The sequence below is a fragment of the Photobacterium alginatilyticum genome (genome assembly GCF_009910675.1).
Classification (GTDB): domain Bacteria; phylum Pseudomonadota; class Gammaproteobacteria; order Enterobacterales; family Vibrionaceae; genus Photobacterium; species Photobacterium alginatilyticum.
The window spans coordinates 1-26,580 of sequence record NZ_RSEJ01000016.1 but is presented as its reverse complement, the minus strand read 5'-3'; the positions used below and the strand labels follow the sequence as shown (position 1 = coordinate 26,580).

General features: G+C 51.6%; 21 protein-coding genes and 23 tRNA genes. 28 read left to right on the top strand and 16 right to left on the bottom strand.

Features of this window, described 5'->3' with window-relative positions; translation table 11 throughout:
* Positions 1–384: 384 nt before the first annotated feature.
* From EIZ48_RS15385 to EIZ48_RS15370, 4 genes are all read right to left on the bottom strand, one after another.
* Positions 385–461: transfer RNA gene (locus tag EIZ48_RS15385), tRNA-Pro, on the bottom strand.
* 153 nt (positions 462–614) lie between these two features.
* Positions 615–691 (bottom strand) — tRNA-Pro (locus tag EIZ48_RS15380).
* A gap of 154 nt (positions 692–845) precedes the next feature.
* Positions 846–922: transfer RNA gene (locus EIZ48_RS15375), tRNA-Pro, on the bottom strand.
* A gap of 154 nt (positions 923–1,076) precedes the next feature.
* Positions 1,077–1,153: transfer RNA gene (locus tag EIZ48_RS15370), tRNA-Pro, on the bottom strand.
* A gap of 265 nt (positions 1,154–1,418) precedes the next feature.
* Here EIZ48_RS15370 and EIZ48_RS15365 point away from each other — a divergent pair.
* The gene (locus EIZ48_RS15365) at positions 1,419–1,559 is read left to right on the top strand and encodes a DUF3149 domain-containing protein (protein ID WP_039460702.1); all 141 of its coding nucleotides are present in this window, start codon (positions 1,419–1,421) and stop codon (positions 1,557–1,559) included.
* 123 nt (positions 1,560–1,682) lie between these two features.
* The gene (gene smrA / locus EIZ48_RS15360) at positions 1,683–2,264 is read left to right on the top strand and encodes a DNA endonuclease SmrA (protein ID WP_075763238.1); all 582 of its coding nucleotides are present in this window, start codon (positions 1,683–1,685) and stop codon (positions 2,262–2,264) included.
* A 76-nt stretch (positions 2,265–2,340) separates the two neighbouring features.
* Here smrA and EIZ48_RS15355 read toward each other — a convergent pair whose 3' ends face one another.
* The 5 genes from EIZ48_RS15355 to EIZ48_RS15335 form a co-directional block, all read right to left on the bottom strand.
* Positions 2,341–2,955: a LysE family translocator gene (locus EIZ48_RS15355; RefSeq protein ID WP_160653108.1), complete on the bottom strand. Its 615-nt coding sequence runs from the start codon at positions 2,953–2,955 to the stop codon at positions 2,341–2,343.
* Positions 2,956–3,036: 81 nt separating this feature from the next.
* Positions 3,037–3,957, bottom strand: coding sequence for a LysR family transcriptional regulator (locus EIZ48_RS15350; RefSeq protein WP_160653105.1), 921 nt, complete (start codon positions 3,955–3,957; stop codon positions 3,037–3,039).
* A gap of 22 nt (positions 3,958–3,979) precedes the next feature.
* Positions 3,980–4,465, bottom strand: a complete 486-nt coding sequence (gene ybaK / locus EIZ48_RS15345; RefSeq protein ID WP_160653102.1) for a Cys-tRNA(Pro) deacylase — start codon at positions 4,463–4,465, stop codon at positions 3,980–3,982.
* 125 nt (positions 4,466–4,590) lie between these two features.
* The gene (gene ushA / locus EIZ48_RS15340; protein WP_160653099.1) at positions 4,591–6,264 is read right to left on the bottom strand and encodes a bifunctional UDP-sugar hydrolase/5'-nucleotidase UshA; all 1,674 of its coding nucleotides are present in this window, start codon (positions 6,262–6,264) and stop codon (positions 4,591–4,593) included.
* A 347-nt stretch (positions 6,265–6,611) separates the two neighbouring features.
* Positions 6,612–7,973: a Na+/H+ antiporter NhaC family protein gene (locus EIZ48_RS15335; RefSeq protein ID WP_160653096.1), complete on the bottom strand. Its 1,362-nt coding sequence runs from the start codon at positions 7,971–7,973 to the stop codon at positions 6,612–6,614.
* Positions 7,974–8,198: 225 nt separating this feature from the next.
* Between EIZ48_RS15335 and EIZ48_RS15330 the strand changes: the two genes are divergently transcribed.
* Positions 8,199–10,082, top strand: a complete 1,884-nt coding sequence (locus EIZ48_RS15330) for a methyl-accepting chemotaxis protein (RefSeq protein ID WP_160653093.1) — start codon at positions 8,199–8,201, stop codon at positions 10,080–10,082.
* Between the two features lie 241 nt (positions 10,083–10,323).
* The gene (locus EIZ48_RS15325) at positions 10,324–12,207 is read left to right on the top strand and encodes a methyl-accepting chemotaxis protein (RefSeq protein WP_160653090.1); all 1,884 of its coding nucleotides are present in this window, start codon (positions 10,324–10,326) and stop codon (positions 12,205–12,207) included.
* Positions 12,208–12,281: 74 nt separating this feature from the next.
* Here the strand turns inward: EIZ48_RS15325 and EIZ48_RS15320 are convergent, their stop codons facing one another.
* The 7 genes from EIZ48_RS15320 to hemA form a co-directional block, all read right to left on the bottom strand.
* Positions 12,282–13,538, bottom strand: a complete 1,257-nt coding sequence (locus tag EIZ48_RS15320; RefSeq protein WP_160653087.1) for an aromatic amino acid transport family protein — start codon at positions 13,536–13,538, stop codon at positions 12,282–12,284.
* Between the two features lie 290 nt (positions 13,539–13,828).
* Entirely contained in the window at positions 13,829–14,683 is an 855-nt protein-coding gene (gene kdsA, locus EIZ48_RS15315) for a 3-deoxy-8-phosphooctulonate synthase (protein WP_175577505.1), read from the bottom strand.
* 89 nt (positions 14,684–14,772) lie between these two features.
* On the bottom strand, positions 14,773–15,582 hold the full coding sequence (locus EIZ48_RS15310; RefSeq protein WP_160653084.1) for a SirB1 family protein: 810 nt from the start codon (positions 15,580–15,582) through the stop codon (positions 14,773–14,775).
* A gap of 2 nt (positions 15,583–15,584) precedes the next feature.
* Positions 15,585–15,965, bottom strand: a complete 381-nt coding sequence (locus tag EIZ48_RS15305) for a SirB2 family protein (RefSeq protein WP_075763227.1) — start codon at positions 15,963–15,965, stop codon at positions 15,585–15,587.
* Positions 15,966–15,980: 15 nt separating this feature from the next.
* Positions 15,981–16,829 carry a peptide chain release factor N(5)-glutamine methyltransferase gene (gene prmC / locus EIZ48_RS15300; RefSeq protein WP_160653081.1) on the bottom strand — a complete coding sequence of 283 codons (849 nt, stop codon included), beginning with the start codon at positions 16,827–16,829 and terminating at the stop codon, positions 15,981–15,983.
* On the bottom strand, positions 16,829–17,917 hold the full coding sequence (prfA, locus tag EIZ48_RS15295; protein WP_075763229.1) for a peptide chain release factor 1: 1,089 nt from the start codon (positions 17,915–17,917) through the stop codon (positions 16,829–16,831). The genes prmC and prfA overlap by 1 nt, the downstream gene beginning before the upstream one ends.
* A 56-nt stretch (positions 17,918–17,973) precedes the next feature.
* Positions 17,974–19,236, bottom strand: a complete 1,263-nt coding sequence (hemA, locus tag EIZ48_RS15290; RefSeq protein WP_160653079.1) for a glutamyl-tRNA reductase — start codon at positions 19,234–19,236, stop codon at positions 17,974–17,976.
* Positions 19,237–19,512: 276 nt separating this feature from the next.
* On the opposite strand from hemA, the gene lolB reads away from it, so the two are divergent.
* From lolB to EIZ48_RS15170, 24 genes are all read left to right on the top strand, one after another.
* A complete protein-coding gene (lolB, locus tag EIZ48_RS15285) occupies positions 19,513–20,106 on the top strand; it encodes a lipoprotein insertase outer membrane protein LolB (RefSeq protein ID WP_240152984.1) in 594 nt (197 codons plus the stop codon).
* 14 nt (positions 20,107–20,120) lie between these two features.
* A complete protein-coding gene (gene ispE / locus EIZ48_RS15280; RefSeq protein ID WP_160653074.1) occupies positions 20,121–20,984 on the top strand; it encodes a 4-(cytidine 5'-diphospho)-2-C-methyl-D-erythritol kinase in 864 nt (287 codons plus the stop codon).
* A 32-nt stretch (positions 20,985–21,016) separates the two neighbouring features.
* Complete coding sequence (locus EIZ48_RS15275; RefSeq protein WP_160653071.1) at positions 21,017–21,964, top strand: ribose-phosphate diphosphokinase; 948 nt, start codon at positions 21,017–21,019, stop codon at positions 21,962–21,964.
* 147 nt (positions 21,965–22,111) lie between these two features.
* On the top strand, positions 22,112–22,702 hold the full coding sequence (gene pth, locus EIZ48_RS15270; RefSeq protein ID WP_075763233.1) for an aminoacyl-tRNA hydrolase: 591 nt from the start codon (positions 22,112–22,114) through the stop codon (positions 22,700–22,702).
* 102 nt (positions 22,703–22,804) lie between these two features.
* Positions 22,805–23,896 carry a redox-regulated ATPase YchF gene (gene ychF, locus EIZ48_RS15265; protein ID WP_075763234.1) on the top strand — a complete coding sequence of 364 codons (1,092 nt, stop codon included), beginning with the start codon at positions 22,805–22,807 and terminating at the stop codon, positions 23,894–23,896.
* A gap of 302 nt (positions 23,897–24,198) precedes the next feature.
* Positions 24,199–24,275, top strand: a tRNA-Met gene (locus EIZ48_RS15260).
* Between the two features lie 35 nt (positions 24,276–24,310).
* Positions 24,311–24,395, top strand: a tRNA-Leu gene (locus EIZ48_RS15255).
* 51 nt (positions 24,396–24,446) lie between these two features.
* A tRNA-Gln gene (locus EIZ48_RS15250) sits at positions 24,447–24,521 on the top strand.
* Positions 24,522–24,567: 46 nt separating this feature from the next.
* Positions 24,568–24,644, top strand: a tRNA-Met gene (locus EIZ48_RS15245).
* Positions 24,645–24,679: 35 nt separating this feature from the next.
* Positions 24,680–24,764: transfer RNA gene (locus tag EIZ48_RS15240), tRNA-Leu, on the top strand.
* A 49-nt stretch (positions 24,765–24,813) separates the two neighbouring features.
* A tRNA-Gln gene (locus tag EIZ48_RS15235) sits at positions 24,814–24,888 on the top strand.
* Between the two features lie 45 nt (positions 24,889–24,933).
* Positions 24,934–25,010 (top strand) — tRNA-Met (locus EIZ48_RS15230).
* Between the two features lie 36 nt (positions 25,011–25,046).
* A tRNA-Leu gene (locus EIZ48_RS15225) sits at positions 25,047–25,131 on the top strand.
* Positions 25,132–25,199: 68 nt separating this feature from the next.
* A tRNA-Gln gene (locus EIZ48_RS15220) sits at positions 25,200–25,274 on the top strand.
* 50 nt (positions 25,275–25,324) lie between these two features.
* A tRNA-Met gene (locus tag EIZ48_RS15215) sits at positions 25,325–25,401 on the top strand.
* Between the two features lie 29 nt (positions 25,402–25,430).
* Positions 25,431–25,517, top strand: a tRNA-Leu gene (locus EIZ48_RS15210).
* A gap of 45 nt (positions 25,518–25,562) precedes the next feature.
* Positions 25,563–25,647 (top strand) — tRNA-Leu (locus tag EIZ48_RS15205).
* Positions 25,648–25,716: 69 nt separating this feature from the next.
* Positions 25,717–25,801, top strand: a tRNA-Leu gene (locus tag EIZ48_RS15200).
* A 45-nt stretch (positions 25,802–25,846) separates the two neighbouring features.
* Positions 25,847–25,921 (top strand) — tRNA-Gln (locus EIZ48_RS15195).
* A 44-nt stretch (positions 25,922–25,965) separates the two neighbouring features.
* Positions 25,966–26,050: transfer RNA gene (locus EIZ48_RS15190), tRNA-Leu, on the top strand.
* Between the two features lie 49 nt (positions 26,051–26,099).
* Positions 26,100–26,174 (top strand) — tRNA-Gln (locus tag EIZ48_RS15185).
* 45 nt (positions 26,175–26,219) lie between these two features.
* Positions 26,220–26,296 (top strand) — tRNA-Met (locus EIZ48_RS15180).
* 34 nt (positions 26,297–26,330) lie between these two features.
* Positions 26,331–26,415, top strand: a tRNA-Leu gene (locus EIZ48_RS15175).
* Between the two features lie 80 nt (positions 26,416–26,495).
* Positions 26,496–26,580 (top strand) — tRNA-Leu (locus EIZ48_RS15170).

The following is a 26,580-nucleotide window of genomic DNA, read 5'->3' as shown; positions in this document are numbered from 1 at the left end:
ACCATCAATAAACAGATGCAAAAAAGCCCGGCTACGCGCCCCGGTCAAATGACGAGGCTTTAGAAGAGGGTCGGTGAAGAGCCAATTCAAGGTCTCAGCGAACCCCCGACCCTCTGGTCCGCTATTCCAAAGAGCTTGGGATGCGCTGCCAAACTGCGCTATTCTCCATCAATAAACAGATGCAAAAAAGCCCGGCTACGCGCCCCGGTCAAATGACGAGGCTTTAGAAGAGTGGTCGGTGAAGAGCCAATTCAAGGTCTCAGCGAACCCCCGACCCTCTGGTCCGCTATTCCACAGAGCTTGGGATGCGCTGCCAAACTGCGCTATTCACCATCAATAAACAGATGCAAAAAAGCCCCGTCAAATGACGAGGCTTTAGAAGAGTGGTCGGTGAAGAGGGATTCGAACCCCCGACCCTCTGGTCCCAAACCAGATGCGCTACCAAGCTGCGCTATTCACCGACTAAATTGGCTTTTGGTGTACCCCGCCGAGGGTCGCCCTCTGGTCCGCTATTCCTAAAATCAGGATGCTCTTCCAAGGTGCGCTATTCACCGACAATATATTTAACATCGTATCCGATGATTCTGCCCGGTAATACCCAGCAGATTGAAGAGTGGTCGGTGAAGAGGGATTCGAACCCCCGACCCTCTGGTCCCAAACCAGATGCGCTACCAAACTGCGCTATTCACCGACTAAGTTGGCTTTTGGTGTACCCCGCCGAGGGTCGCCCTCTGGTCCGCTATTCCTAAAATCAGGATGCTCTTCCAAGGTGCGCTATTCACCGACAATATATCTAACATCGTATCCGATGATGTCTGCCCGGTAATACCCGACAGATTGAAGAGTGGTCGGTGAAGAGGGATTCGAACCCCCGACCCTCTGGTCCCAAACCAGATGCGCTACCAAACTGCGCTATTCACCGACTAAGTTGGCTTTTGGTGTACCCCGCCAAGGGTCGCCCTCTGGTCCGCTATTCCTAAAATCAGGATGCTCTTCCAAGGTGCGCTATTCACCGACAATATATTTAACATCGTATCCGATGATATCTGCCCGGTAATACCCGACAGATTGAAGAGTGGTCGGTGAAGAGGGATTCGAACCCCCGACCCTCTGGTCCCAAACCAGATGCGCTACCAAACTGCGCTATTCACCGACAATCATCAGCAGTATCATTGCTGAGGCCGCTTATAATACTCGCAAGTTAAATTTACGCAAGTATTACGCCGGATTTTTTTCCGTTCTCAATTCGTTTGCTCATCTAAGCATCAAAACCAAGGAAAAACTAACAGTTAAGTGATCTCAGACTCATCTTTAGAACAGTTATTAAACAATGCGCCTACCATTGATCCAGATCATCATAACATTTTTGTTGCATTAGGTATCGTGTAGCCACTATCCCACGACTTAAAGGACTTAACATGGATTTTTGGCTAGATCTCCTATTTGGCAATGCCGTCGGACTGTCTTCAATGATCGTGATCTTCGGAGCCTTGGGATTAATGTTATTTTTCGGTGGTTACTTTGTCTACAAAGCACTATCGGCACCTTCTCCTCACTAGAGCCAATTAGCAAACTAATTTGCTTGCACCAGGGTCAAAGTGTCGGTCTTGACCCTGGATTTCTTTTTGTGCCGGAGTGAAATGGTTATAATCAGTTTAACCATAGTCAAACTCCGTACCACCATGTCAGATTCCGATGAACTCGATCTCTTTCGTGAGATGATGGCCGATGTCTCGCCAATCAAACAAGACCAAGTAGAAACTGTTCATAAACATCAGGTTACTGATGCGCATATCGCTCGCCGACTTGCCGCTCAAACCCTGTCGGACAGCGATCCCGAATATCTGTCGCTCGATTACGCCAAAATGCTCAAACCAGATGATATGGTTGAATTTAAACGTGATGGCGTTCAGGAAGGGGTCTTTCGCAAGCTCCGACTGGGTAAGTACGATCTCCAGGCCCGGTTGGATTTACATCGCAAGACACTCAAGCAAGCCCGTGATGAAATCCTGCACTTTCTCAAGCAGTGCCAGCGCATGGATATCCGCACGGTGATCATCGTCCATGGTAAAGGTGAACGCTCAAATCCCCCAGCTCTTATGAAAAGCTATGTCGCTACCTGGCTGGAGCAAATTTCCGATGTTATGTGCTTTCACTCTGCCCTGCGACAACATGGCGGGAACGGAGCCTTGTACGTCATGCTCAAGAAAAGCCCGGAACGCAAGCTAGAAAACCGTGAACGACACCAAAAGCGGCAGAACTAGCCGACAGAACATCTTGCATCAACGGAAAAGAGGAGCCAACGGCTCCTCTTCGGCTAGTTGCTATTACATAAACGAGTTACGCCATTACAACGACCCGCACAGCGAGCAAAATCAACACTACGCCTGACAACCGGTCAATCAACTGAGCCTTCGAACGCAGCTTGTCCAGCACCTTGGGATTGGAGAGTACAAACGCTATCAGGGTATACCAGAGTCCATCTACCAACAGTGGTGTGGCAACAATCACCGCCCGGCTGATTACCTCGGTGCCGACGGCTACAAACTGGCTAAACAGAGCCAGAAAGAACAAGGCAAGTTTAGGGTTGAGCAGCGAAATCATCAATCCGTCACGGGCTGCCGTTTTAAGATCAGCCTGTTTGCCTGCCGCCAGCTTTGCGGCAACCCCGCCTTTGGAGCGCAGGGCGTTCACCCCCAAATACGCAAGGTATGCAGCACCAGCGTATGTGATCACCGAAAATAGCGTGGGTGACTGCTTGAGTACCACAGCCAGGCCCAGCAGGGTCAGCAATGCATAGACACCCACTCCCAGGGCATGCGACCAGGACGTTACCACGCCATGCAACCGTCCTCCGGCCAGGCTATGCTTAGCGACCACGGCCAAACTCGGCCCCGGCGACATCGCCCCGAGCATACAAATCATTAATAACGAAAGCCAAATACTGAATGTCATCTTTTACTCCTTAAGCTGACATTCAAGGTAACAGCCAAGAACTATTATCTGAAATCAAAAGAAATCATCACCGTTATGATTTTAAGTCATACTAATGGAATACATCGAACTGCGCATCACACCTAACACCTGCTCTCTTAACCAGCTGTGAGCAGGATCGCTATCAAATCTCGGGTGCCACAGCAGCCAGTATCTGTGCTCGGGAGCAGGAATCGGCAGCGACACATAGGTGATCGGGAACAGGCGCTTCATGTTAATGGCAATATGCTCGGGGATCACCATCAGCATGTCAGTGCGGCAAATCGTATGAAAAGCAGAACCAAAAAACGGAACAGAAAACTGAATATTCCGGGTAAGCCCCTGCTCGGCAAGATTGTGATCGACAAAGCTGTCCTTGTCTCCCCCGCCAGATACCCTTAGGTGGTTATATTGTACAAACTCATCGACAGTCAGTGAGGCTTTTGCTGCCAGCGGGTGATCACTGCGCATGACACATACCGGATAGTCCGCGCCGATAGATCGGCCGCACAGTCCTGACGGGATCTCGGACAACATCGTAGAGACCAACTGAATATCCAGCTCAGCCAGCCGGGCGAACTGCTCCGGCGACCATAGCTGATAGGCAAGGCAAAGCTTTGGTGCCCGTAGCTCAAGTTGCTCCACAATATCAGGCAAAATATATTGGGCCACATAATCTGATGACGACAGTACGACTTTTCCCTGCCACTGTGCCGGATCAAAGTCATCGCTGGCAAACAGCGACTGGCACTCGGTCAGTACCCCATCCAGCTTTTGCTTAAGCTGCTCGGCCTTGGGGGTCGGCAGCAAGCGATTTCCGTCTCTCACCAGCAAGGGGTCATTAAATAACTCCCGCAGTTGGTTGAGCTGACGACTCACTGCCGACTGAGTAATATAGAGCCGTTCAGCTGTGCGGCTGACATGGCACTCATCGAGCAAGACCTGAAGAGTACGAAGCAAGTTGAGGTTCGTGTGCTTATCCATAACAAAGCCTGACTACAGTAGACTAGCCGTTGGTGGTTTTGGCTATCGGTGCAAAGCTTCCCCGGGTCAGAGACAGCAGATCAGCCGGTGCCAGCTCAATCTCCAAGCCACGTCGCCCGGCACTCACACAGATAGTGTCGAACTGCTCGGCCGATTGATCAAGAAAAGTCGGCAGACGCTTTTTTTGCCCCAGCGGACTAATGCCTCCGACAATATAACCAGTCGTCTTCTCGGCTATCTGAGGATCGGCCATATCTGCCTTTTTGCCACCTGCAGCCTTGGCTGCCGCTTTCAAATCCAGCATACCGGCAACCGGTACAATCGCGACCGCCAGCTTCTTCGGATCACCATTTAGCGAAAATAACAGCGTCTTGAACACCCGATTAGGATCCTGACCGAGCACCTCTGCCGCCTCCAGGCCAAAGTTCGTGTTGGCCGGATCATGGTCATACTGGTGAACGGTGTAATTGATTTTTTGTTTTTTCGCGAGGTTGATTGCTGGCGTCATCGTTTTCTCTGGACGGTTAACACATAGGGGACCAATATATCCAACCTATCTACAATAAAAAAGCCCCGGTACACGACCGGGGCTTAGCGTCATAACATATCTCTAAGACATGTTAGCAAGAGGGATTACTTGTAAACCATCTCACCTTTAGGCGCGTACTTGTTCACATCAATCGGGCTGTTAGCCTGCAGGTACTCTTTCAGTACTTCCGCATCAACAAAACCAGTGTTTACGTGGCCTGGGTGGCCAGTTACCTTCGGATAACCGTCACCACCAGCAGCATTGAAGCTTGGAATAGTGAAACGGTAAGTCTCAGTCAGGCTCAGAGGTTTGCCGCCAATCTTAACGTTGCTCACAGCACCGTTCTGAACAGTCATAGAGATACCGTAAAACTGTGCGTAGGCACCTGAGTCAACAGGCTTAGTCGCAACGACATTCAGGTAGTCCATGATTTCTTTACCGCTCATGTCGGTATAGGTCACGATGTTGCCAAACGGCTGTACAGTCAGAACGTCTTTATAAGTGATATCGCCAGCTGCGATTGAATCACGTACACCACCAGAGTTCATTACCGCAAAGTCAGCTTTCGCGCGCTGCATGTGAGAAGCAGCAATCAGGCGGCCCAGGTTAGTCTGCTTGAAGCGAACAACGTTACGATCACCTTCCAGCTTGCCGTTTGACTCAGAAATCTTAATGTTCAGCTGAGCCTGACCGCGCTCCTGGTAAGGCTGAAGGAATGTTTTCACTTCTTCGTTCTGGGCAATCTCGTCTTCAATGAACACGCGCTTCTTGCTACCGTCTGCCAGCTTCACTTTCTTCTTCAGGTTCACAGGGATCAGATCATAGCTGACCATCTGTAGCTCGCCGTTCTTGAATTCGAAATCAGCGCGGCCAACATATTTGCCCCACTCGTGTGCCTGAACAATCCAGGTACCGTTCTGCTGATCCGGCTGACACTCATCACCCGGATTGAAGTTCTTGTTGTACATGTTCGGACCTTCCATGCAGACAGGCTCTTGCGAGTGGCCGCCTACAATCATGTCCAGATCACCTTCCTCAAGGTAACGAGCCAGCGCAACATCACCCGGCGCGTTCACACCGCGGTTACCGTTTTCGTAGTGACCCATGTGTGTCGCTGCGATGATAACATCAGGGTTTTCAGTCTCTTCCAGCTCAGCAATCAGCTTTTTCGCTTCAGCTTTAGGGTCACGGAAATCAACGTCGCCAATGTACTCTGGGTTACCAATCTTGGCGGTATCTTCCGTTGTCAGGCCGATCACGGCAATCTTGATGCCTTGCTGTTCGAAGATCTGATACGGCTGGAACAGGCGCTCGCCCGTTTCTTTATCGTAGATATTCGCCGACAGCATCGGGAACTCTGCCCACTCTTCCTGCTTGCGCAGTACTTCCAGCGGGTTATCAAACTCATGGTTACCCAATGCCATTGCATCGTAACCCAGCATGTTCATACCTTTGAAATCCGGCTCTGCGTCCTGCAGATCAGACTCAGGAACACCGGTATTGATATCACCACCAGATAGAAGCAACGTTGTACCACCCTGAGCCGCCACTTCGGTACGGATCTGGTCAAGCAGTGTCTTACGAGCAGCCATGCCGTATTCGCCGTATTTGTTCTGCCAGAAGCGACCGTGGTGGTCATTGGTGTGAAGAATTGTCAGTTTATACGTTTCGTCAGCCTGCCAAGACGGAGCCGTACTGTCGGCCTGGCTTGCGCAACCAGACAATGTAGCCAGTACCGCAGCTGTTAATGCTGTTTTGGCAAATAAGCGTTGCTTCATGGGGATCCCCTTAACCAATAATATTATTATGATGCCAAGCGATGCGGGAGCTGTCCTTTTGCGACAATTTCAAAAGGCCCTATTGACTCTTTCGCTTGGCATTACCACTCGCTACCACTCATCCTTGGGAAGGTATAAGTAGCTGTTTATATTGTTCCAATAAGCGCAAGTTTAAATTAAACAATGATCAGTTTTCTGTTGTTTTCATAAATCTGTTGACTAGATCACCATACAGGTAACAAATTTTCACTAACACCTGATTACGCGCAAAAAAATGCCTCGCAGTTGCGAGGCATTTGATACACTTTTGGGCTTTTTATAATTCAGTCAATTAGATAAGTCGCCAATCAGGCACTGGCCAGCTGGCGGGCAGGATGTTTGACAAATACAGCGACGATAGCGGCAATCGCCAGGAAGAAACAGTAGTACGAATGGCTGACCACCTCTAACGGCGACAGACCGAACACCGAGCCGAGCAATAGCGCCTGTGCGCCATATGGCAGCACGCCCTGAATCACGCAAGAGAAGATATCCAGCAAGCTAGCCGAGCGGCGCGGTGTCACGCCATTTTCAACAGCCAGCTCTTTGGCCACACCGCCAGACACAATAATGGCAACGGTGTTGTTGGCCGTGCAGCAGTTCGTCAGGCTGACCAAGCCGGCAATACCCAACTCACTGGCCCGCAGGTTCTGCCCCTGTGTGTGCGCTTTGCTAAATACGCGGATAATACGGCTGATAAGCTGGGTCAGATAGGCCAGGCCCCCCTGTTGGCGCATTAGTTCACTAATGCCGCCAATGAGCATCGAAAGCAGGAAAATTTCCTGCATATTGCCAAAGCCGGCATAAATATCCTGGCCATAAGATGACAGGCTATACTCTGGCGTAGCAAACAGCCCGACACCACCCGCCAGCAGAATACCAATACTCAAGACCACAAAGACATTCATCCCCGAAACGGCCAGTACCAGGATAGTGATATAAGGTAGTACCTTCAGCCACTCAACCTCGGTTGCTGCCGGTACTTCTGTTGCCGTACTGCTGAACATAAATAGCACAACGGCAATAATGGCAGCTGGAAGTGCAATACGGATATTCTCACGGAACTTGTCTTTCATCTGACAGCCCTGCGAGCGGGTTGAAGCAATCGTGGTATCCGAAATAATCGACAGGTTATCACCGAACATCGCACCGCTCAGTACCACACCGGCCGTTAACGCCACATCCATACCGGCGGCCTGGGCAATGCCCAGAGCAACTGGCGCAACAGCCGCAATGGTCCCCATAGAGGTACCCATCGCAGTCGCGATGAATGCTGATATAACAAAGATCCCGGGCAGGATCATGCTGGCAGGCAGCATCGACAAACCCAGGTTAACCGTCGCGTCAACGCCACCGGTCGCTTTGGCGACCGAGGCAAACGCACCGGCCAGCAAATAGATCATACACATCGCGATAATATCGCTATGACCGACACCACGCAGAAATTGCTCAATCGCCTTGTTGAGCTTCTCTTTGCTCAGCAGCAAGGCCACGATAACCGCAGGCAGGGCCGCAACCGGTGCAGGCAACTGGTAAAAGGCAAAATCCACCCCCTGCATGGTCAGGTAGCTTCCGACCCCAATAAACAGTGCAAGAAATACCCCTAGCGGCAACAACGCCAGTGCCGATGGCGTATTTATAGAATTATGTGATTGTGTTGTGTTCGACATGATGACTACAGGACATCTATTTTAGAATTTGCCCTAGACTAGAGTGTCATTCTGGATGTGTCAACATCTAGACGTCTAAACATCCAGATATAATCATAATCTCATTACTATTACTCGTCCTTTATATATGCAAAAAATTTGTATGCAATCACAATAATTGGGATGGCGTTTTCACCCCATAAATATATCATATACAGTCTACCGTACTATAAATAGACAGCCTCAATGAATCTAACACTAAAACATAAATTACTCGGATGTGTTTTCTCAGCCATCATACTTATTGCCGGGGGCTTGATATGGCTTGCCTCCAATGAACTCTTCTCCCAAAGCCGGAGCGGTATCTATGCCCGCGCCACCAGCCTGACCAATATCGCCACCGACGCGGTCGGCTACTGGCTGGAGGAGCACAAAATTATCATCGCTTCAGCCGCCCAACTCTCCGGCCTGGAGCAACTTCCCACTGTCATGGATCAAGCCAAAAAGAATGGTCAGTTCAACGATGTCTTCTTTGCTGATCTGGAAGGTAACCTGTTCATCGCGGGCAACCATACTACTGCGTTAGAAAACTTCGATGCTCGCACCCGCAACTGGTACCAGCAGGCGATAAACTCGTCATCGGTCAGCACGTCCGCGCCCTATAAAGGCACAGCGAATGGTAAGCCGATGCTGACCTTTTCCGCCCCGGTCAGGCTCAATGGCCAAACAGTCGGTGTGATTGGTGCCGATATTACCCTGGATTACTTACAAAAAACGATCACCGGCTATGATGTCGGAAAGAGCTCCAATGCCATGTTGCTCACTCGCCAGGGCGATATTCTGGCTTACTACAAAAGTCAGCTCGCACTTCAGCCACTCGCCGAGCTTGCTCCCGAACTGACGGTCAGCCAAATACACGCCGCCATGGCCGAGAAAAGCATCCAGATTTTTGAACAGAACAATCAGCAAAAACTGATCTACTTCGGCGGGGTTGATAACAGTGACTGGATTTTTGCTGTTGAAATGGATCGAGCCACAGAAGAAGCCAGCCATAACCAGTTGCTAAAAAGCCTGATTGCCACAGGCATTATCGGCACATTGATTGCCCTGTTGGCCGTATCCATGCTCGTCAATTACCTGTTCCGTGATTTAGGCAAGGTTTCCGTCGCCTTGGCCGACATCGCCAACGGGGAAGGCGATTTAACCCAACGCCTGCAGCCCCACAGCAACGATGAGATAGGTCAGCTGGCCAATAACTTCAACCGCTTCCTGGATAACATGCACGGCATGATCAGCCGCCTGAGCCATATGTCAGGTTCACTGGCCGAACAAGCCCATGATACGGCCAACCATGCCCAGCAGCGCAGCCAGCGAATCCAGCAACAGCAGGATGAAATCAATATGGTCGCGACAGCCATTACCGAAATGGCCACAGCCACCCAGGAAATTGCCAACAACGCCGAAAACACCGCCCAGACATCAGAAAAAACGGTCTCCCACGCCCAGCTTGGTGCAGGAGAAGTGGACAAGAGCCAGCATTCAATCAGTAACCTGGCTCATGAAGTTGATAGTGCTACCGAGGTGATCAAGGCGCTTGATCATCATGCCCAGAATATAAATAGCATTCTTTCCACTATTCAGGATATTGCCGAGCAAACCAACTTGCTGGCACTGAATGCAGCCATAGAGGCAGCCCGTGCCGGAGAGCAGGGCCGAGGCTTTGCCGTTGTCGCCGACGAGGTACGGATCCTCAGCCAGCGCACCCATTCCTCGACTCAGGAAATCCAGCAAACTATCGAGACGCTGCAGCAGACCACAAGTGAGGCGGTCTCCATCATGAGTGACAGTAAACTACTGGCCGAAACCAGTGTCACCGATGCAGCCTCAGCCAGTACCAGCCTCGGCCATATTACCCAGTCGGTCAACCAGATCAGTGATATGGCGACCCAAATCGCCTCGGCAGCCGAAGAGCAATCGCTGGTAACATCAGAAATCACCCGCAATACCGAAGCTGTCAGAGAAGTCTCCGATCAGCTCGCCCTGGAAGCCAACGAAGCGAGCGAGCAAGCTCTTCAGCTTTCGGAGCTATCGGCAAGTTTACGCAAGGAAATCACTCGCTTTAAGCTCTAGCCCATAATCATATAACCGCACAACTCACGACTATATGATAGAAAAAATGCCGTCATTACCCCAAGCAATGACGGCATTTTTTTGACGCGCATACCATATTAACGTCAATAAAAAAACATTACTACTCAACAAGTTACACATAGTATGACGCACATCACTTTTCCGTGCATATTGATTGAAATGTCTATAAAATTCGGGCCTACCAATCCCCCCTACTATTTGCCTTTAAAACTGAATAAAAATGAAATTATCATTGAAACAGAAACTAATAGGAGCCAGCTTGTCTGCAGTGGTTGTTATGGCAACCGCCCTGACCTGGCTAGCTGCCGATCGGCTTTTTGAGCAAACCCGCAGTGGCATCTACTCGCGGGCCGAAAGCCTTTCTAAAACCGCAACCGAAGGCATTTCAGACTGGATCTCTATCCGTAGTGACATTGCCAAAGCGTTCAATGACTACAGCACCGAGAGCAATGTTGTTCCATTTTTGCAGCAGGCCCGAAAAGCCGGCGGCTTTGATGATATTTTCCTGGGTACGCCAGCAGGTGGCATGTATCGCTCACACCCGGAGCGTAACCGGGCCGACTACGACCCACGGACTCGTCCTTGGTATCGTGATGCCCAAAATGCCGGCACCCAGATCATTACGACGGCCTACCAGGATGCCATTACCAACGCGCTGCTGGTGACCATTGCTGAGCCGGTGATGAAAAACGGCACTATGATGGGGGTCGTTGGTGCCGACGTATTAATCGACCAGCTTATCAAGGATGTGATCAACCTGGATGTCGGCCAGAACGCCTACGCGATGCTGCTTAACAAGCAAGACAATACTTTCCTGGCCCACCCTGATGAATCGCTACTGCTTCAGCCAATCAACCGCTACAGCGACGAGCTGAACATGGGCCGCATCGAGTCGGCAATTCAGTCAAACCGTATTGAAGTCGTCACGATCAACGGCGAGGAAAAGCTGCTGCATTTTGCCAATGTACCCGGCACCAGCTGGATCCTCGGCCTTGAAATGGACCGTACGACAGAAGAAGCCAGCCATACCAGCCTGCTGCGCCAGCTCATTGTCACCTCAATCATTATTACCCTGATTGTCGTCAGTGCTGTTGCCTGGCTAGTCGGCTTCCTGTTCCGCGATTTAGGCCGTGTTTCCCAGGCCCTGGCCGAGATTGCAACCGGCGAAGGCGACCTGACCCAGCGCCTTGACCCACGCAGCGACGATGAAGTAGGCCAGCTGGCACACAACTTCAACCGCTTTGTCGGCAACATGCACGGTATGGTCTCGCGTCTGCAGGAAGTATCCAGCTCGCTGACCCAGCAAGCCCACATTACCGCTTCGCAGGCCGAAGAGCGCAGCACCCGTATTCAGCACCAGCAAGACGAAATCAACATGGTGGCAACGGCTATTAACGAGATGGCTGCCGCTACCCAGGAAATTGCCGGTAATGCAGATAATACTGCTCGCACCTCGAGCGAAACAGTCGAAGTCTCGGAGCACGGTTCGGTACAGGTCAGCCAGAGCCAACAGTCGATCACCGGCCTTGCCGGTGAAGTTGACACCGCAACCGGTGTGATTGGCGAACTCAACACCCATGCCCAGAGCATCAACACCATCTTGTCAACGATTCAGGGTATTGCCGAGCAGACGAACCTGCTGGCACTGAATGCAGCCATCGAGGCCGCACGTGCCGGTGAACAGGGCCGCGGATTTGCCGTGGTTGCCGACGAGGTACGCGTACTGAGCCAGCGTACTCACGCCTCGACGCAGGAAATCCAGCAAATGATCGAAACCCTGCAGCAGACGACAGGTCGCGCTGTCGGTATCATGGAAGACAGCCGCCGTCTGGCCGAGACCAGTGTTGATGACGCCAATGCCGCCTCTGCCAGCCTGTCTCAGATCAACAGCGCCGTCACCAACATCAGTGACATGGCAACCCAGATTGCTTCTGCGGCTGAAGAACAATCGTCAGTAACGTCCGAAATCACCCGCAATACCGAAGGGATCCGCGACGTATCCAACGAGCTGGCAGTAGAAGCCGACGAAGCTGCCAAGCAGGCTGCTGAGCTTTCTCACCTGTCGCACGAACTGCAGCAGGAAATCAACCGCTTCAAGCTGTAACAGCAAGAACGGTGATGAAACAAAAAAGGCTTGCCACAACGGCAAGCCTTTTTGTTTGTTATTCTTTGTACTGGCTAGAACAGGCTAAACACAATTGCCGAGACGGCCAGCAGCCCCACCAGCAGAATAAAGTAGGTACTGAACCTACCGCGATAACACTTCAGGCTCTCCACCTTGTACACAGCCAGCATCGGCATGATAAACAGGATCATCGCAATCACCGGGCCGGACAAGGCTTCCATCATGCCAAGAATGCTCGGGTTCATCACCGCAGCAAACCAGATTGCCAGGAACATAAATACGATCCCTAGCTTATCCAGTTTTGCCGGTGCCAGGCTGAACTGTTTCTGCAGCATGCCATTCAGGCTTTCACGTGCCCCCATGAAATGACCAAGAAACGACGAAGAGATGGCAATAAAAGCGATCAGCGGTCCCAAGGCAACAATGAACGGACTATTGTGAACATTGGCCAGATATGACAGTACCGAGACATTTTGCGCCTTGGCTTCCAGCAGCTGCGCCGGGCTCAGGCTCAATACACAAGAAAAGACAAAGAACAAAACGAACGAGATCAGCATCACCGAGGTGCGCTTGAGGATCTGTTCGGACTTTTGACCCGCCTCGCGACCATAGTGGCGACGCTGGGCATTGGCAAAACTGGAAATAGCCGCCGCATGGCTAAAGGCAAAAACCGTCACCGGTACCGCAAGCCACAGCGTCACAGAAAAGCTTCCCCACTCGGGCAAAGTGGAGAGATCCGGCATCTGCCAGTTCGGGATCAGGTAGAATGACAAGCCCGCCAGGATAGCTGCCAGCGGATAGACAATCACCTCAAACGCTCTCAGCATCACTTTTTCGCCCGCCATCATAATAGCGATCATGCCGAATACCAATACACCCGACAGGAGCACCCGTGACGGTGCCTCCATGCCCAGCTGGTTAACGATAAAGCTATCAACCGTATTGGTCAGACCCACGCCATAAATCAGCAGGATCGGAAAAATAGAAAGAAAATACAGCAGAGAAATAAGGCGCCCGGCACTGGCTCCGAAGTGCTCTTCCACCACATCGGTAAAGTCAGCATCAGGCTTGGACGACGACAAAACGAAACGGGCCAGACCACGATGGGCAAGGAACGTCATCGGCCCCGCCATCAGGGCCATAATTACCAGTGACCAAAAGCCACCCACGCCGATATTGATCGGCAAGAACAAAATACCGGCCCCCACAGCAGTTCCAAACAGGCTCAGCATCCAGCTGGTATCGTGTTTGCTCCAGTGAGAAACCGACTCCTCAGAATGACTCAGAGGTATATCTTGAGATAATGACACGTAACACCCTACTTCCACGAAATTTTACTCGGCAGTGAGTATACAGATGCAGAATAAAAGTCTCACAAAGCAAACGGCAAACTTCCCGCTCTGATAGCCGCTTAAGGGCAGGGATATTCGCTATCACTATCAAGATGAATAATTGATATCACCACAAGATAGAGATATACCAGACGGATTCACTAAATTTTCACAGGTTATATTTTTTTTATCTACGCAATAATCGTACAAAAAAACAACGGCCCAGCAGGAAAACCTGCCGGGCCGTATATTATTCGAGTCAGTTTTGGTTATTTGATCTCGATCGGTTCAAAGCCCTTGATCAGATCATCAAGCTGCTTGATTTGTGCCAGGAACGGCTCTAGCTTGTCCAGCGGGAACGCTGACGGGCCATCGCAACGCGCCTGATCCGGGGTCGGGTGAGCTTCCATAAACAGACCACCGATCCCTGTCGCGATACCAGAACGCGCCAGATCAACCGTCTGCTCACGACGACCGCCGGAGGCAGCACCCTGCGGATCACGGCACTGCAGGGCATGGGTCACATCAAAGATGATCGGGCTGCCTTTTGACGCCTTTTTCATCACATCGAAGCCCAGCATATCAACCACCAGGTTATCGTAACCATGCAGTACGCCGCGCTCGCAAAGAATAATGTTCTCGTTGCCGCACTCGGCAAATTTCTCGACAATATTCCCCACCTGGCCCGGGCTCATGAACTGGGGTTTTTTCACATTGATCACAGCACCGGTTTTTGCCATCGCCTCAACCAGATCAGTCTGGCGGGCAAGGAAAGCAGGTAACTGGATCACATCGACAACATCAGCTACAGGCTGAGCCTGATACTGCTCGTGGATATCGGTAATGATCTTCACGCCGAAGGTGTCTTTCAGCTCCTGGAAGATCTTCAGGCCTTCTTCCATGCCCGGACCACGGTAAGAGTGAACGGAAGAGCGGTTTGCTTTGTCAAAAGACGCCTTAAATACATAAGGAATACCGAGTTTGTCGGTCACTTCCACGTATTTCTCACAGATCTGCATAGCCATATCGCGAGATTCAAGTACGTTCATGCCACCAAACAAGACAAACGGCTTGTCATTGGCAACATCGATATCACCAACTCGAACAACTTTCTGTTCCATCATATTCTCTCTTTCATTCAGAATGTTGAAGTAAACGCCACACTGTACCCCGACGCTTACCTCCGAATTATTGCCGCTCTACCCTGCCAACCTTAATGCAGCGTAAGAGGCTCTTCATTGAGTGCCTGCACCTGAAGCTTCAACAGCTCAGCGGCCGGGTCTTCCGGACATTGCTCGATGAAATACTCATAGTCCATTGCCGCCACATGGCTGCACTCCAGCTGCTGGTAAATATAGCCGCGATCGCGAATTTCATGCGGATCGCCCGGGCTGAACTCCAGTGCCATGTCACTGCAGCGAAGGGCATCAGCGAAGTGCTCTTCCCGAAGCAGCGCACTTTTCATGACAGTCAGCCAGCGGGTCAGGATGTCGGCATTGTCAGCCTCGTCCAGGTGCTCCTGGCGCAGCTCGGTAAACGGACCGCGGTGACCTTTCAACCAGGCCCCCATTGTCCGCTTGCTCAGGTACTCACCGTCAAACGGGTTGATGTACTGCTGCTCACCGTCATACCAGTCAACCTTGAGGATAAACTGAGTGGGAAAGCCCACACTGCTAACCGGTAAGTCAAGATGTTGGGCAAGGTAGAGGAAAATAGCCCCCAGGCTGACCGGGATGCCTTTCTTGCGTTCCAGTACCTTATCGAGAAAAACATTTTCCGAAGAAAAGTACTGCTGCTGATCACCACAGAACCCCCACTCGCGGTAAAACAGCCGAATTAACCCTTCCAGTCGCAAGTGCGGGTTTGGCTCGTCCATCAGGGCATGCTCCGCTTCCTGAGCCAGCTTATTAATCTGCAGTCGAACCCAGCCGGTAGGAAATGCAGGATCAATTGCCGCTGTCATTTCCAGGGCGCCTTCAACCAGCGCCATCTGCTCTAATTCTTCATCAGTAAAACGTAACATGATTACCCCAGGAATGATGTCTTAGTCGTTGCAATGTTTGCAGCCGCCACCACCCAACCCAGCGCTCCCAGAAACGCAAAGGTCTTAAAGACTTTGTTCTTGCCGTATTTCAGAGTGAAGAAGCCCAGTGCGATGTAAGCCAGAACACAGCTCAGCTTCTGGGTCATCCAGTTACCCGCTTCGGTAAACGGAATAAAGCCGGTAATGAAAATCAGCACGACACCGGTAAGCAGCAGGAAGGTATCAACGACATGCGGCGTGATCTTGAGGAACTTTTTCTCGAGCAGCGAGGAGTTTGCCATCAGCAGGCAATAACGAACGACAAATAGCAAAACGCTCAAGGCAATTGCCAGCATGTGGAGGTGTTTAAACGCAGCGTACATATAGTTTTCTCTCTTCTATCCTTGCCAACAGCCCATGGTTACCCGATCAAGGCCGGCATAATCCTGTGCTGTTGATACCTGGTTATATCCCAGTTCCAATAAAATTGCCCTAACCGCCTCACCCTGCTCAAAGCCGTGCTCCATCAGCAGCCAGCCGCCGGTTTGCAGGTATTGGCGGCCCTGCTCGCTGATAATGCGAATATCAGCAAGGCCGTTTTCTTCTGCTACCAAAGCGCTCTTTGGCTCAAAGCGCACGTCGCCCTGTTCGAGGTGAGGATCAGTTTTATCTATGTAGGGAGGGTTACTGACCACGACGGCAAAGCGCTCGTCAGATGTCAGCGGGCTGTACCAGCTTCCGGACAAGAAGCGGGTATTGGTGATCTTCAAGTTTTGGCTGTTTTCCAGCGCCAGCTGGGCCGCTTCCGGGCGCAGGTCGATACCGGTGACACTCAGCTCAGGCCGTTCCGAGGCGATGGCCAGGGCTATCGCGCCGGTTCCTGTTCCCAGATCCAGCACCGAGCAAGGCTCCGCCGGCACTTTCTCCAATGCCAGTTCAACCAGTCGCTCCGTATCAGGACGCGGGATCAGGGTATGGGGTGCCACTTTCAGCGGCAGCGACCAAAATTCACGCTCGCCGACAATATAGGCGACTGGCTCGCCCGCCAGACGGCGGCGCAACACAGTGTCGAACGCAGCAGACTGCTCACTGTCTAGCGTTTTTTCCGGCCAGGTCAGCAAGTAGCTGCGCGGCTTGTCCAGCACAAAGCAAAGCATTACGGCAGCATCCAACTGCGGGCTGTCTGAGCCCGCGTCAACAAGCTGCTGCACTGTCTGCTTCAGCAGCGCTTCGATGCTCAGTGGCATTAGCTTTGATCAGCCATGGCAGCCAGCTGATCTGCCTGGTGTTCCTGCAGTACCGGCTGGATCAGGGTATCCATATCCCCTTCCATCACCTCGTTCAGGCGGTAGATAGTCAGGTTGATACGGTGATCAGACACTCGGCCCTGCGGGTAGTTATAGGTGCGGATACGGTCCGAGCGATCGCCCGAGCCCAACAGGTTACGTCGGGTGCTTGCCTCTGCTTCATGGCGTCGCTCTTCTTCAGCTTTAATAATACGCGCCGCCAGCACTGACATTGCCTTGGCCTTATTCTTATGCTGTGAACGCTCATCCTGACACTCCACCACGATACCGGTTGGCAGGTGGGTAATACGGATAGCTGAGTCAGTGGTGTTAACGTGCTGACCACCAGCGCCCGAGGCACGGAAGGTGTCGATTTTCAAATCGCCAGCATTGATTTCAGGGATCTCAGCTTCCGGGATTTCAGGAAGCACCGCAACCGTACACGCCGAAGTATGAACACGGCCTTGAGATTCCGTTGCCGGAACACGCTGAACGCGGTGACCGCCGGATTCAAACTTCAGCACACCATACACACCCTCGCCGTTCACTTTGGCGATCATTTCTTTGTAACCGCCGTGCTCGGCATCATTGGCGCTCATCACTTCGATACGCCAACCGCGGCTTTCTGCATACTTGCTGTACATACGGAACAGGTCACCGGCAAAGATACCGGCCTCGTCACCACCGGCACCGGCACGAATTTCGATAAAGCAGTTGCGCTCATCATTCGGATCTTTCGGGATCAGCAGCACCTGAAGCTCATCTTCAAGACGAGTAATTTCGGCTTTCGCTTCTTTTACTTCTTCCTGCGCCATTTCGCGCATTTCCGGATCATCTTCTTTCGTCATTTCTTCAGCAGTTTCAAGATCCTCTTTCGCCTGCTGATAAGCCTGGAAACACTTGGTCACTTCTTCCAGCTGAGAATATTCACGGGAAAGCGCACGGAATTTATCCTGATCGCCGATCACGTCAGGATCGCCAAGCAGGTGCTGGACTTCTTCGTAACGCTCAACCAGCGTTTCTAATTTCACTAAAATTGAAGATTTCATAATCGACTTAACTATTGTGTTCCGGTCATGGCAGAGCACGGTGGCCCTGCCTCATATTAATTTTTGAACGACTCCAACCCCAGCGTCTCGCGGATCACCGCTAATTTTTCCGGCTCGCCGTTATGCGCAGCCTGCTGCATTGCCCGGGTTGGTGCGTGGATCAGTTTGTTGGTCAGTTTGTTGCTTAGTTCTGCCAGTACTTTTTCTGGCTCACTGCCATTGGCTATAGCCTGCAGGCTTCGGCTCAGCAGCTCGGCCTTGATATCCTCGGCGTGACAACGATACTGTCGGATACTGTCAACCGCCTCCAGCGAACGCAGCCAGCTCATAAAGGCGGCACTTTCCTCGCTGACGATAGCTTCGGCCTGGATCGCGGCAACCTTGCGCTGCTCGCGGTTCTTCTCGACGATACTGTGCAAATCATCGACCGTATACAGGTAGGCGTCGTTCAACTCACCGACTTCCTGCTCGATATCACGCGGCACGGCAATATCCACCAGCAGCATCGGCTGATGACGACGCGCCTTAATGGCTTTCTCGACCATGCCCTTACCGACAATCGGCAGCGGGCTGGCCGTCGAGCTGATCACGATATCGGCGCGCGGCAAATATTCGGGAATGTCCGGCAGGCTAATCACCTCGGCACCGAACTCCCTGGCCAGGTTATCAGCCCTTTCTTTGGTTCGGTTAGCCACAATCAGCTTGTTGCAGCCCTGCTCGACAAGGTGGCGCGATACCAGTTCAATTGTCTCGCCTGCGCCAATCAATAATACCGTGGCCTCAGACAGCGACTCAAAAATTTGCTTGGCCAGGGTACAGGCCGCAAAGGCCACCGATACGGCATTACCACCAATATCGGTTTCGGTACGCACCCGCTTTGCAACCGTAAAGGACTTGTGGAATAACTTCTCCAGCATACCATGTACGGCTTCATAATCGCGGGCGTCAGAATATGACTGCTTGACCTGTCCCAGAATTTGAGGCTCGCCGAGCACCAATGAGTCCAGACCGCAGGCGACCCGCATAAGGTGCCTCACAGCAGCCTGCTCTTCGTGAAAATACAGGCTCGGCATCAATTCTTCGGCCGTGAGCTGGTGAAACTTGGTCAACCAATCAATCAGGATTCCCGGCCCGGCCTGGGTCACGTCACAATAGAGCTCGGTGCGGTTACAAGTCGAGACGATAACGCCACTTGTTACCTCCGGGTGTGCTTCTAACTGCTGCAATGCCTTGGTCAGCTTGTCCGGGGAAAACGCAACACGCTCGCGTAAGTCCACAGATGCCGTTTTATGATTTATTCCTAATGCAAGCAATGTCATGGAGACGGTGTACCAACTTCGCCGGTGAAAAAGATCCAGGGCGGGATTTTACTTGATGCCCCAACGTAATTAAAGAAAACTAACGCAATCAATCTGGCATTCCTGAGCAATTGTTGAAATTTAAATACCATTTATGGCCCAGATGCCTTAAGCAATTCCTTGTTGCAATTGGTATTATGGTCCAATTCTCGCTATTGTTTGCCTAAACCCATAAGTTAATTACAAACTATGCCATCGATTTCATTTGTTCGATTGTATTTACACTCGAAACGGTACTTGCTCGCCGCCCTTTTGCCTCTTTCCCTGCTATCCGGCTGTGCCAGCCAGGCACCAGTTTCCCCTCTAGTGGACTGGGAAACCCACCAGGCGTCGCTCCAGCAACTTAACCATTATGAGGCCAAAGGCCGGTTGGGCTATAAAGGCAAGCAACGTTTTGGTGCCAACCTGCTGTGGCGTACCGTCCCGCAGGCCGATCACCTGCTGCTGACCAACTTCCTCGGCAAAACCCTGCTCAAGCTCGATGCCACGCCAGTCAGTGCCACCTTGATTTCCCACGATGGCCAGACCTATCAGGGAACCAATGCCTCGCGCCTGATCCAGGAGCTGACCGATATAAATCTTCCCGTCGAGCAAATGCGTGACTGGCTGATAGGCCTGCCAACGGCTGCCGATACCTACCAGCTCAACAGCGAGAACCGGGTGGCCTACCTGGCGAAACAAATAGACCAGCAACTTTGGCAGCTCGACTACAACGAATATGACAACTCGGTGACCCCGGCCCTGCCGAGTCGAATGATTCTGTCGCAAGGGGATGTCCGTATTACCCTCATTATCAATGAGTGGGAAATCACCGAAAGCCAACAGCCATGAACACGAGCCACACTATGATTACCCGTACCACTCGCTGGCCCGCGCCAGCCAAGCTAAACCTGTTCCTCTACATCACCGGTCGCCGTCCTGATGGTTACCATGAGCTGCAAACCCTGTTTCAGTTTCTGGATCACAGTGACACCCTGACGATTACCGCGAACGACTCTGGTGATATCACCCTTTCGCCGGCCATAGAGGGCGTTGCAACCGAAGACAACCTGATCTATCGCGCTGCCGATGCCCTGCGACAGGCGGCTGGCATCCGGGCCGGGGCCGAGATCCATATCGATAAAATCCTGCCGATGGGCGGAGGCCTGGGTGGCGGGTCGTCCGATGCGGCCACCACCTTGGTTGCCCTGAACTACCTGTGGCAAGCCGGGCTCAGCGAGGATGAACTGGCCGATCTCGGCCTGAAGCTCGGTGCGGACGTGCCAGTTTTTGTCCGCGGAATGAGTGCGTTTGCCGAGGGCGTAGGGGAAAAACTTCAACCGGCAGAGCCGCAGGAAAAGTGGTATTTGGTTGCCAAACCGGATGTCAGCATTGCAACTGTTGATATTTTCACCCATCCGGAACTTACTCGTGATAGCAAAAAAATGACGTTGGATGCCCTGTTGGCGGGGATTTACGAAAACGATTGCGAAAAAATCGTCAGAAGACGGCACCCCGAGGTTGATAAGGCGCTTTCGTGGCTGTTAGAATACGCGCCGTCAAGACTGACCGGCACTGGCGCTTGTGTGTTTGCAGAATTTAGCACTCAACAAGAGGCCATTGCAACACTGAATAAATTACCTGACTGGCTCCAAGGATTCGTCGCAAAAGGTGTCAACACATCTCCCCTTTTGACAGCCTTGAACGCACATTCTACGGATTGTCAGTAACTACAACTTGGACGCAACCTGAGGTTTCCACCGTGCCTGATATGAAGCTGTTTGCTGGTAACGCTACACCAGAACTAGCCCAACGCATTGCTGACCGTCTTTACATCTCTTTAGGAGACGCAACAGTTAACCGTTTTTCCGACGGTGAAGTCTGTGTTCAGATTAATGAGAACGTTCGTGGTAGCGACGTTTTTATCATTCAATCTACTTGTGCGCCAACCAATGACAACCTGATGGAACTGGTTGTTATGATCGATGCCCTACGCCGCGCTTCTGCAGGTCGTATTACAGCTGTAATCCCTTACTTCGGTTATGCTCGCCAAGACCGCCGCGTTCGTTCTTCCCGTGTGCCAATTACTGCCAAAGTGGTTGCTGATTTCCTTTCTAACGTCGGCGTTGACCGCGTTCTGACTGTTGATCTTCACGCTGAGCAAATTCAGGGCTTCTTTGATGTTCCAGTTGATAACGTATTCGGCAGCCCAGTTCTGCTAGAAGACATCCTGGCGAAGAAACTGGAAGATCCAGTGGTTGTTTCTCCGGACATCGGTGGTGTTGTACGTGCCCGTGCGATTGCCAAGCTGCTTGATGACACTGACATTGCGATCATCGACAAGCGTCGTCCACGTGCCAACGTTTCTCAGGTTATGCACCTTATCGGCGAAGTTGAAGGCCGTGACTGCGTCATCGTTGATGACATGATCGATACTGGCGGTACGCTGTGTAAAGCTGCCGAAGCGCTGAAAGATCGTGGTGCCAAGCGCGTTTTTGCCTACGCAACTCACCCGGTATTCTCTGGCAATGCGCCTCAGAACATCCGTGAATCAGTGATCGACGAAGTTATCGTTACTGACTCTATCCCACTGTCTCAGGCAATGGTTGATACAGGCCGCGTATCGGTACTGACGCTATCTGGCATGCTGGCTGAAGCGATTCGCCGCATCAGCAACGAAGAGTCAATCTCTGCGATGTTCGAGCACTAATCGCTCCCTATACCGAACAGTTCGGCATAGCGATAAAATCCAAACGCCCCGCGCCATGCGGGGCGTTTTTCGTCCGGACATATCAATCTTGCTCGGTTTGGTATAACATAGCGCGCGTTTTAAGCCCCTAAGACTTGAGAGACTAGCGTGAGTAACAATATTCGTCTATTAGTCGGCCTGGCTAACCCTGGTGCCGAGTATGCTAAAACCCGCCACAACGCGGGTGCATGGGTCGTAGAAGAACTGGCCCGAGTCCATAACATTAGCCTACGAGAAGAGTCGAAATACTTTGGCCAGACCGGCCGGATCCAGGCCAACGGCCATGATCTACGCTTGTTGATCCCTTCCACGTTCATGAACCTCTCCGGGAAGTCCGTGGCGGCTCTGGCTAATTTCTATCAGATCAAGCCGGAAGAGATCTTAGTTGCTCATGATGAGCTGGACCTGCCACCGGGGGTGGCCAAGTTCAAAAAAGGCGGCGGCCACGGCGGACATAACGGCCTGCGCGACATCATCAGCAAAATGGGCAATAACAAAGATTTCTATCGCCTGCGTGTCGGTATCGGCCACCCTGGCGACAAAAATAAAGTGTCCGGTTTTGTACTGGGCAAAGCGCCGGCCAAAGAGCAAGGCAACATTGATGCAGCCGTAGACGAAGCCGTCCGCTGCATGGATGTCTTGCTGAAAGACGGCCTGAATAAGGCGCAAAACCGACTACATTCATTCAAAGCCGAATAACTGTAGTTGCTCTAACTTGTTCCTGCTTTGCGCATTGTGTTGTCGAGACACTGCAATACGCAGGGCTGTTTCACCGAATAATCACCAAAAGGGTTTCCAACCATGGGTTTTAAATGTGGAATCGTCGGCCTGCCAAACGTAGGTAAGTCAACACTATTCAACGCCTTAACGAAAGCGGGTATCGAAGCGGCAAACTTCCCGTTCTGTACTATCGAACCAAACACCGGCGTTGTACCTGTGCCAGATCTTCGTCTGGATGCTCTGGCGAACATTGTTAATCCTGAGCGCGTACTGCCTACCACAATGGAATTCGTCGATATTGCAGGCCTGGTTGCCGGTGCGTCCAAAGGTGAAGGCCTGGGTAACAAGTTCCTGGCGAACATCCGCGAGACCGATGCGATCGGCCACGTCGTACGCTGCTTCGAAAACGACAACATTGTTCACGTTGCCGGCCAAATCAACCCGCTGGACGACATCGAGGTGATCAACCTTGAACTGGCACTGTCCGATTTGGATACCTGTGAGCGTGCTATCCAGCGCCAGGCTAAGCGCGCCAAAGGCGGCGACAAAGACGCTAAATTTGAAATCGCAGTACTGGAAAAACTGCTGCCGACCCTTACAGAAGGTGGCATGGTTCGCTCTGTCGAGCTGGCCAAAGAAGAAACTGCAGCGATTAGCTACCTGAACTTCCTGACCCTGAAACCGACGATGTATATTGCCAATGTGAGCGAAGACGGTTTCGAGGACAACGAGTTCCTGGACATGGTGCGTGAGCACGCAAGCAAAGAAAACGCCGTTGTGGTACCGGTTTGTGCAGCTATCGAGTCTGAAATTGCCGAGCTTGACGATGCTGATCGCGAAGAGTTCCTGGCGGACATGGGTATCGAAGAACCAGGCCTGAACCGCGTGATCCGCTCTGGCTACGAGCTACTGACACTGCAAACCTACTTCACCGCCGGTGTAAAAGAGGTCCGTGCCTGGACGATCCCTGTGGGTGCAACCGCGCCACAGGCTGCAGGTAAGATCCACACCGACTTCGAAAAAGGCTTTATCCGTGCCGAAGTTGTCGGCTACGACCACTTCATCGAGTTCAACGGCGAAAGCGGAGCAAAAGAAGCAGGTAAGTGGCGCCTGGAAGGTAAAGATTACATCGTAAAAGATGGTGACGTGGTTCACTTCCGCTTCAACGTCTAATACCGGCGCGAATAACGCGCAGCAATGACAGCAAGATCAAATAAGCCAGCACGATTGCTGGCTTATTTTTTATCTCCCTGACAATTTTGGAAAATTCTGACAAGCCTTTCAGCCTAGCGGCAAGGGGCTAAAAATCGTCATTCCAGTGTGGCATTCGCCCATTTCGTCCAAATAACCATCGAACACACGGGTTTTCGGAAGATATTAAAAAAAACTGTTGACGCTTTTACCTGGTATGAGCATAATGCGCCCCGTTCCCGAGACAGCGCCCAGTAATTGAGGGCTGTTAAAGGATACAAAATGGCTACGTAGCTCAGTTGGTTAGAGCACATCACTCATAATGATGGGGTCACAGGTTCGAATCCCGTCGTAGCCACCATCCTCCCTCTACCGGGATGATGTAAAACACATGTTGCGGAAGTGGCGGAATTGGTAGACGCACCAGATTTAGGTTCTGGCGCCGCAAGGTGTGAGAGTTCAAGTCTCTCCTTCCGCACCATTCTCTCCTCTCTTAGAGACGCGAGAGACAGTTCTTAAGTGAACATCCTGCAGGTCTATCGCCAAGCGGTAAGGCAACGGGTTTTGATCCCGTCATTCCCTGGTTCGAATCCAGGTAGACCTGCCACTATTTAAAGCTGTTGAGCAACGTGTTTGGTCAGCAACTTAAAATTGGCTACGTAGCTCAGTTGGTTAGAGCACATCACTCATAATGATGGGGTCACAGGTTCGAATCCCGTCGTAGCCACCATCCTCCCTCTACCGGGATGATGTAAAACACATGATGCGGAAGTGGCGGAATTGGTAGACGCACCAGATTTAGGTTCTGGCGCCGCAAGGTGTGAGAGTTCAAGTCTCTCCTTCCGCACCATTCTCTCCCCTCTTTGAGGTACGAGAGCAGTTCTTAAGTGAACACCTGCAGGTCTATCGCCAAGCGGTAAGGCAACGGGTTTTGATCCCGTCATTCCCTGGTTCGAATCCAGGTAGACCTGCCATCTTTCAATGCTGTTGATTATCATGTATAGTCAGCAACCTTGTGAGGCTACGTAGCTCAGTTGGTTAGAGCACATCACTCATAATGATGGGGTCACAGGTTCGAATCCCGTCGTAGCCACCATCCTTCCTTTACCGGAATGATGTAAAACAGTAGAATGCGGAAGTGGCGGAATTGGTAGACGCACCAGATTTAGGTTCTGGCGCCGCAAGGTGTGAGAGTTCAAGTCTCTCCTTCCGCACCATTCTCTCCCCCTCTTTGAGGCAGTGAGAGCGGCTTTGGAAAAAGCCTGTTGTGAGAACAACAAATTGTAGGGCTATCGCCAAGCGGTAAGGCAACGGGTTTTGATCCCGTCATCCCCTGGTTCGAATCCAGGTAGCCCTGCCACCTTTTCAAGGTGTTGATTATCCTGTATAGTCAGCAGCCTGTAAAAAAATGGCTACGTAGCTCAGTTGGTTAGAGCACATCACTCATAATGATGGGGTCACAGGTTCGAATCCCGTCGTAGCCACCATTTTCTTTTACGAGAAAATGACACCATGTGCGGTGGTGGCGGAATTGGTAGACGCGCTAGCTTCAGGTGCTAGTGTCCGCAAGGACGTGAGGGTTCAAGTCCCTCCCTCCGCACCAAGTTACAAACTCAATGCTTACGGGCGTTGATTAAAAAGAAAAAATGCGGAAGTGGCGGAATTGGTAGACGCACCAGATTTAGGTTCTGGCGCCGCAAGGTGTGAGAGTTCAAGTCTCTCCTTCCGCACCATTATTCTTCAGTTCGGAACACCAATTCCCGGCAATCAGAGTTACATCAGCTCGTCATGGCTGAATAAATGCGGAAGTGGCGGAATTGGTAGACGCACCAGATTTAGGTTCTGGCGCCGCAAGGTGTGAGAGTTCAAGTCTCTCCTTCCGCACCATTCTCTGATTAACTCTCTTCGAGAGTGCTCTAGCGAGCATCCTGCAGGTCTATCGCCAAGCGGTAAGGCAACGGGTTTTGATCCCGTCATTCCCTGGTTCGAATCCAGGTAGACCTGCCATCTATCACTTAACGTTAGAATCGTTTGATTCAACGGTAAGTACTGCGGAAGTGGCGGAATTGGTAGACGCACCAGATTTAGGTTCTGGCGCCGCAAGGTGTGAGAGTTCAAGTCTCTCCTTCCGCACCATTCTCTTCTTCACTGCGAAGCAAGAGCAGCTTTGAAGAAAAGCACCTGTAGGGCTATCGCCAAGCGGTAAGGCAACGGGTTTTGATCCCGTCATTCCCTGGTTCGAATCCAGGTAGCCCTGCCATTTTCAAAGATACTGATTAATAATTCTATCAGTAACTTTAAAAGCGGCTACGTAGCTCAGTTGGTTAGAGCACATCACTCATAATGATGGGGTCACAGGTTCGAATCCCGTCGTAGCCACCATCCTTCCCTCGCGGAATGATGTAAAACACAAGATGCGGAAGTGGCGGAATTGGTAGACGCACCAGATTTAGGTTCTGGCGCCGCAAGGTGTGAGAGTTCAAGTCTCTCCTTCCGCACCATTATTCTTTAGTTCGGAACACCAATTCCCGAACTGAAAAATACAATCAGAGTTACATCAGCTCGTCATGGCTGAATAAATGCGGAAGTGGCGGAATTGGTAGACGCACCAGATTTAGGTTCTGGCGCCGCAAGGTGTGAGAGTTCAAGTCTCTCCTTCCGCACCA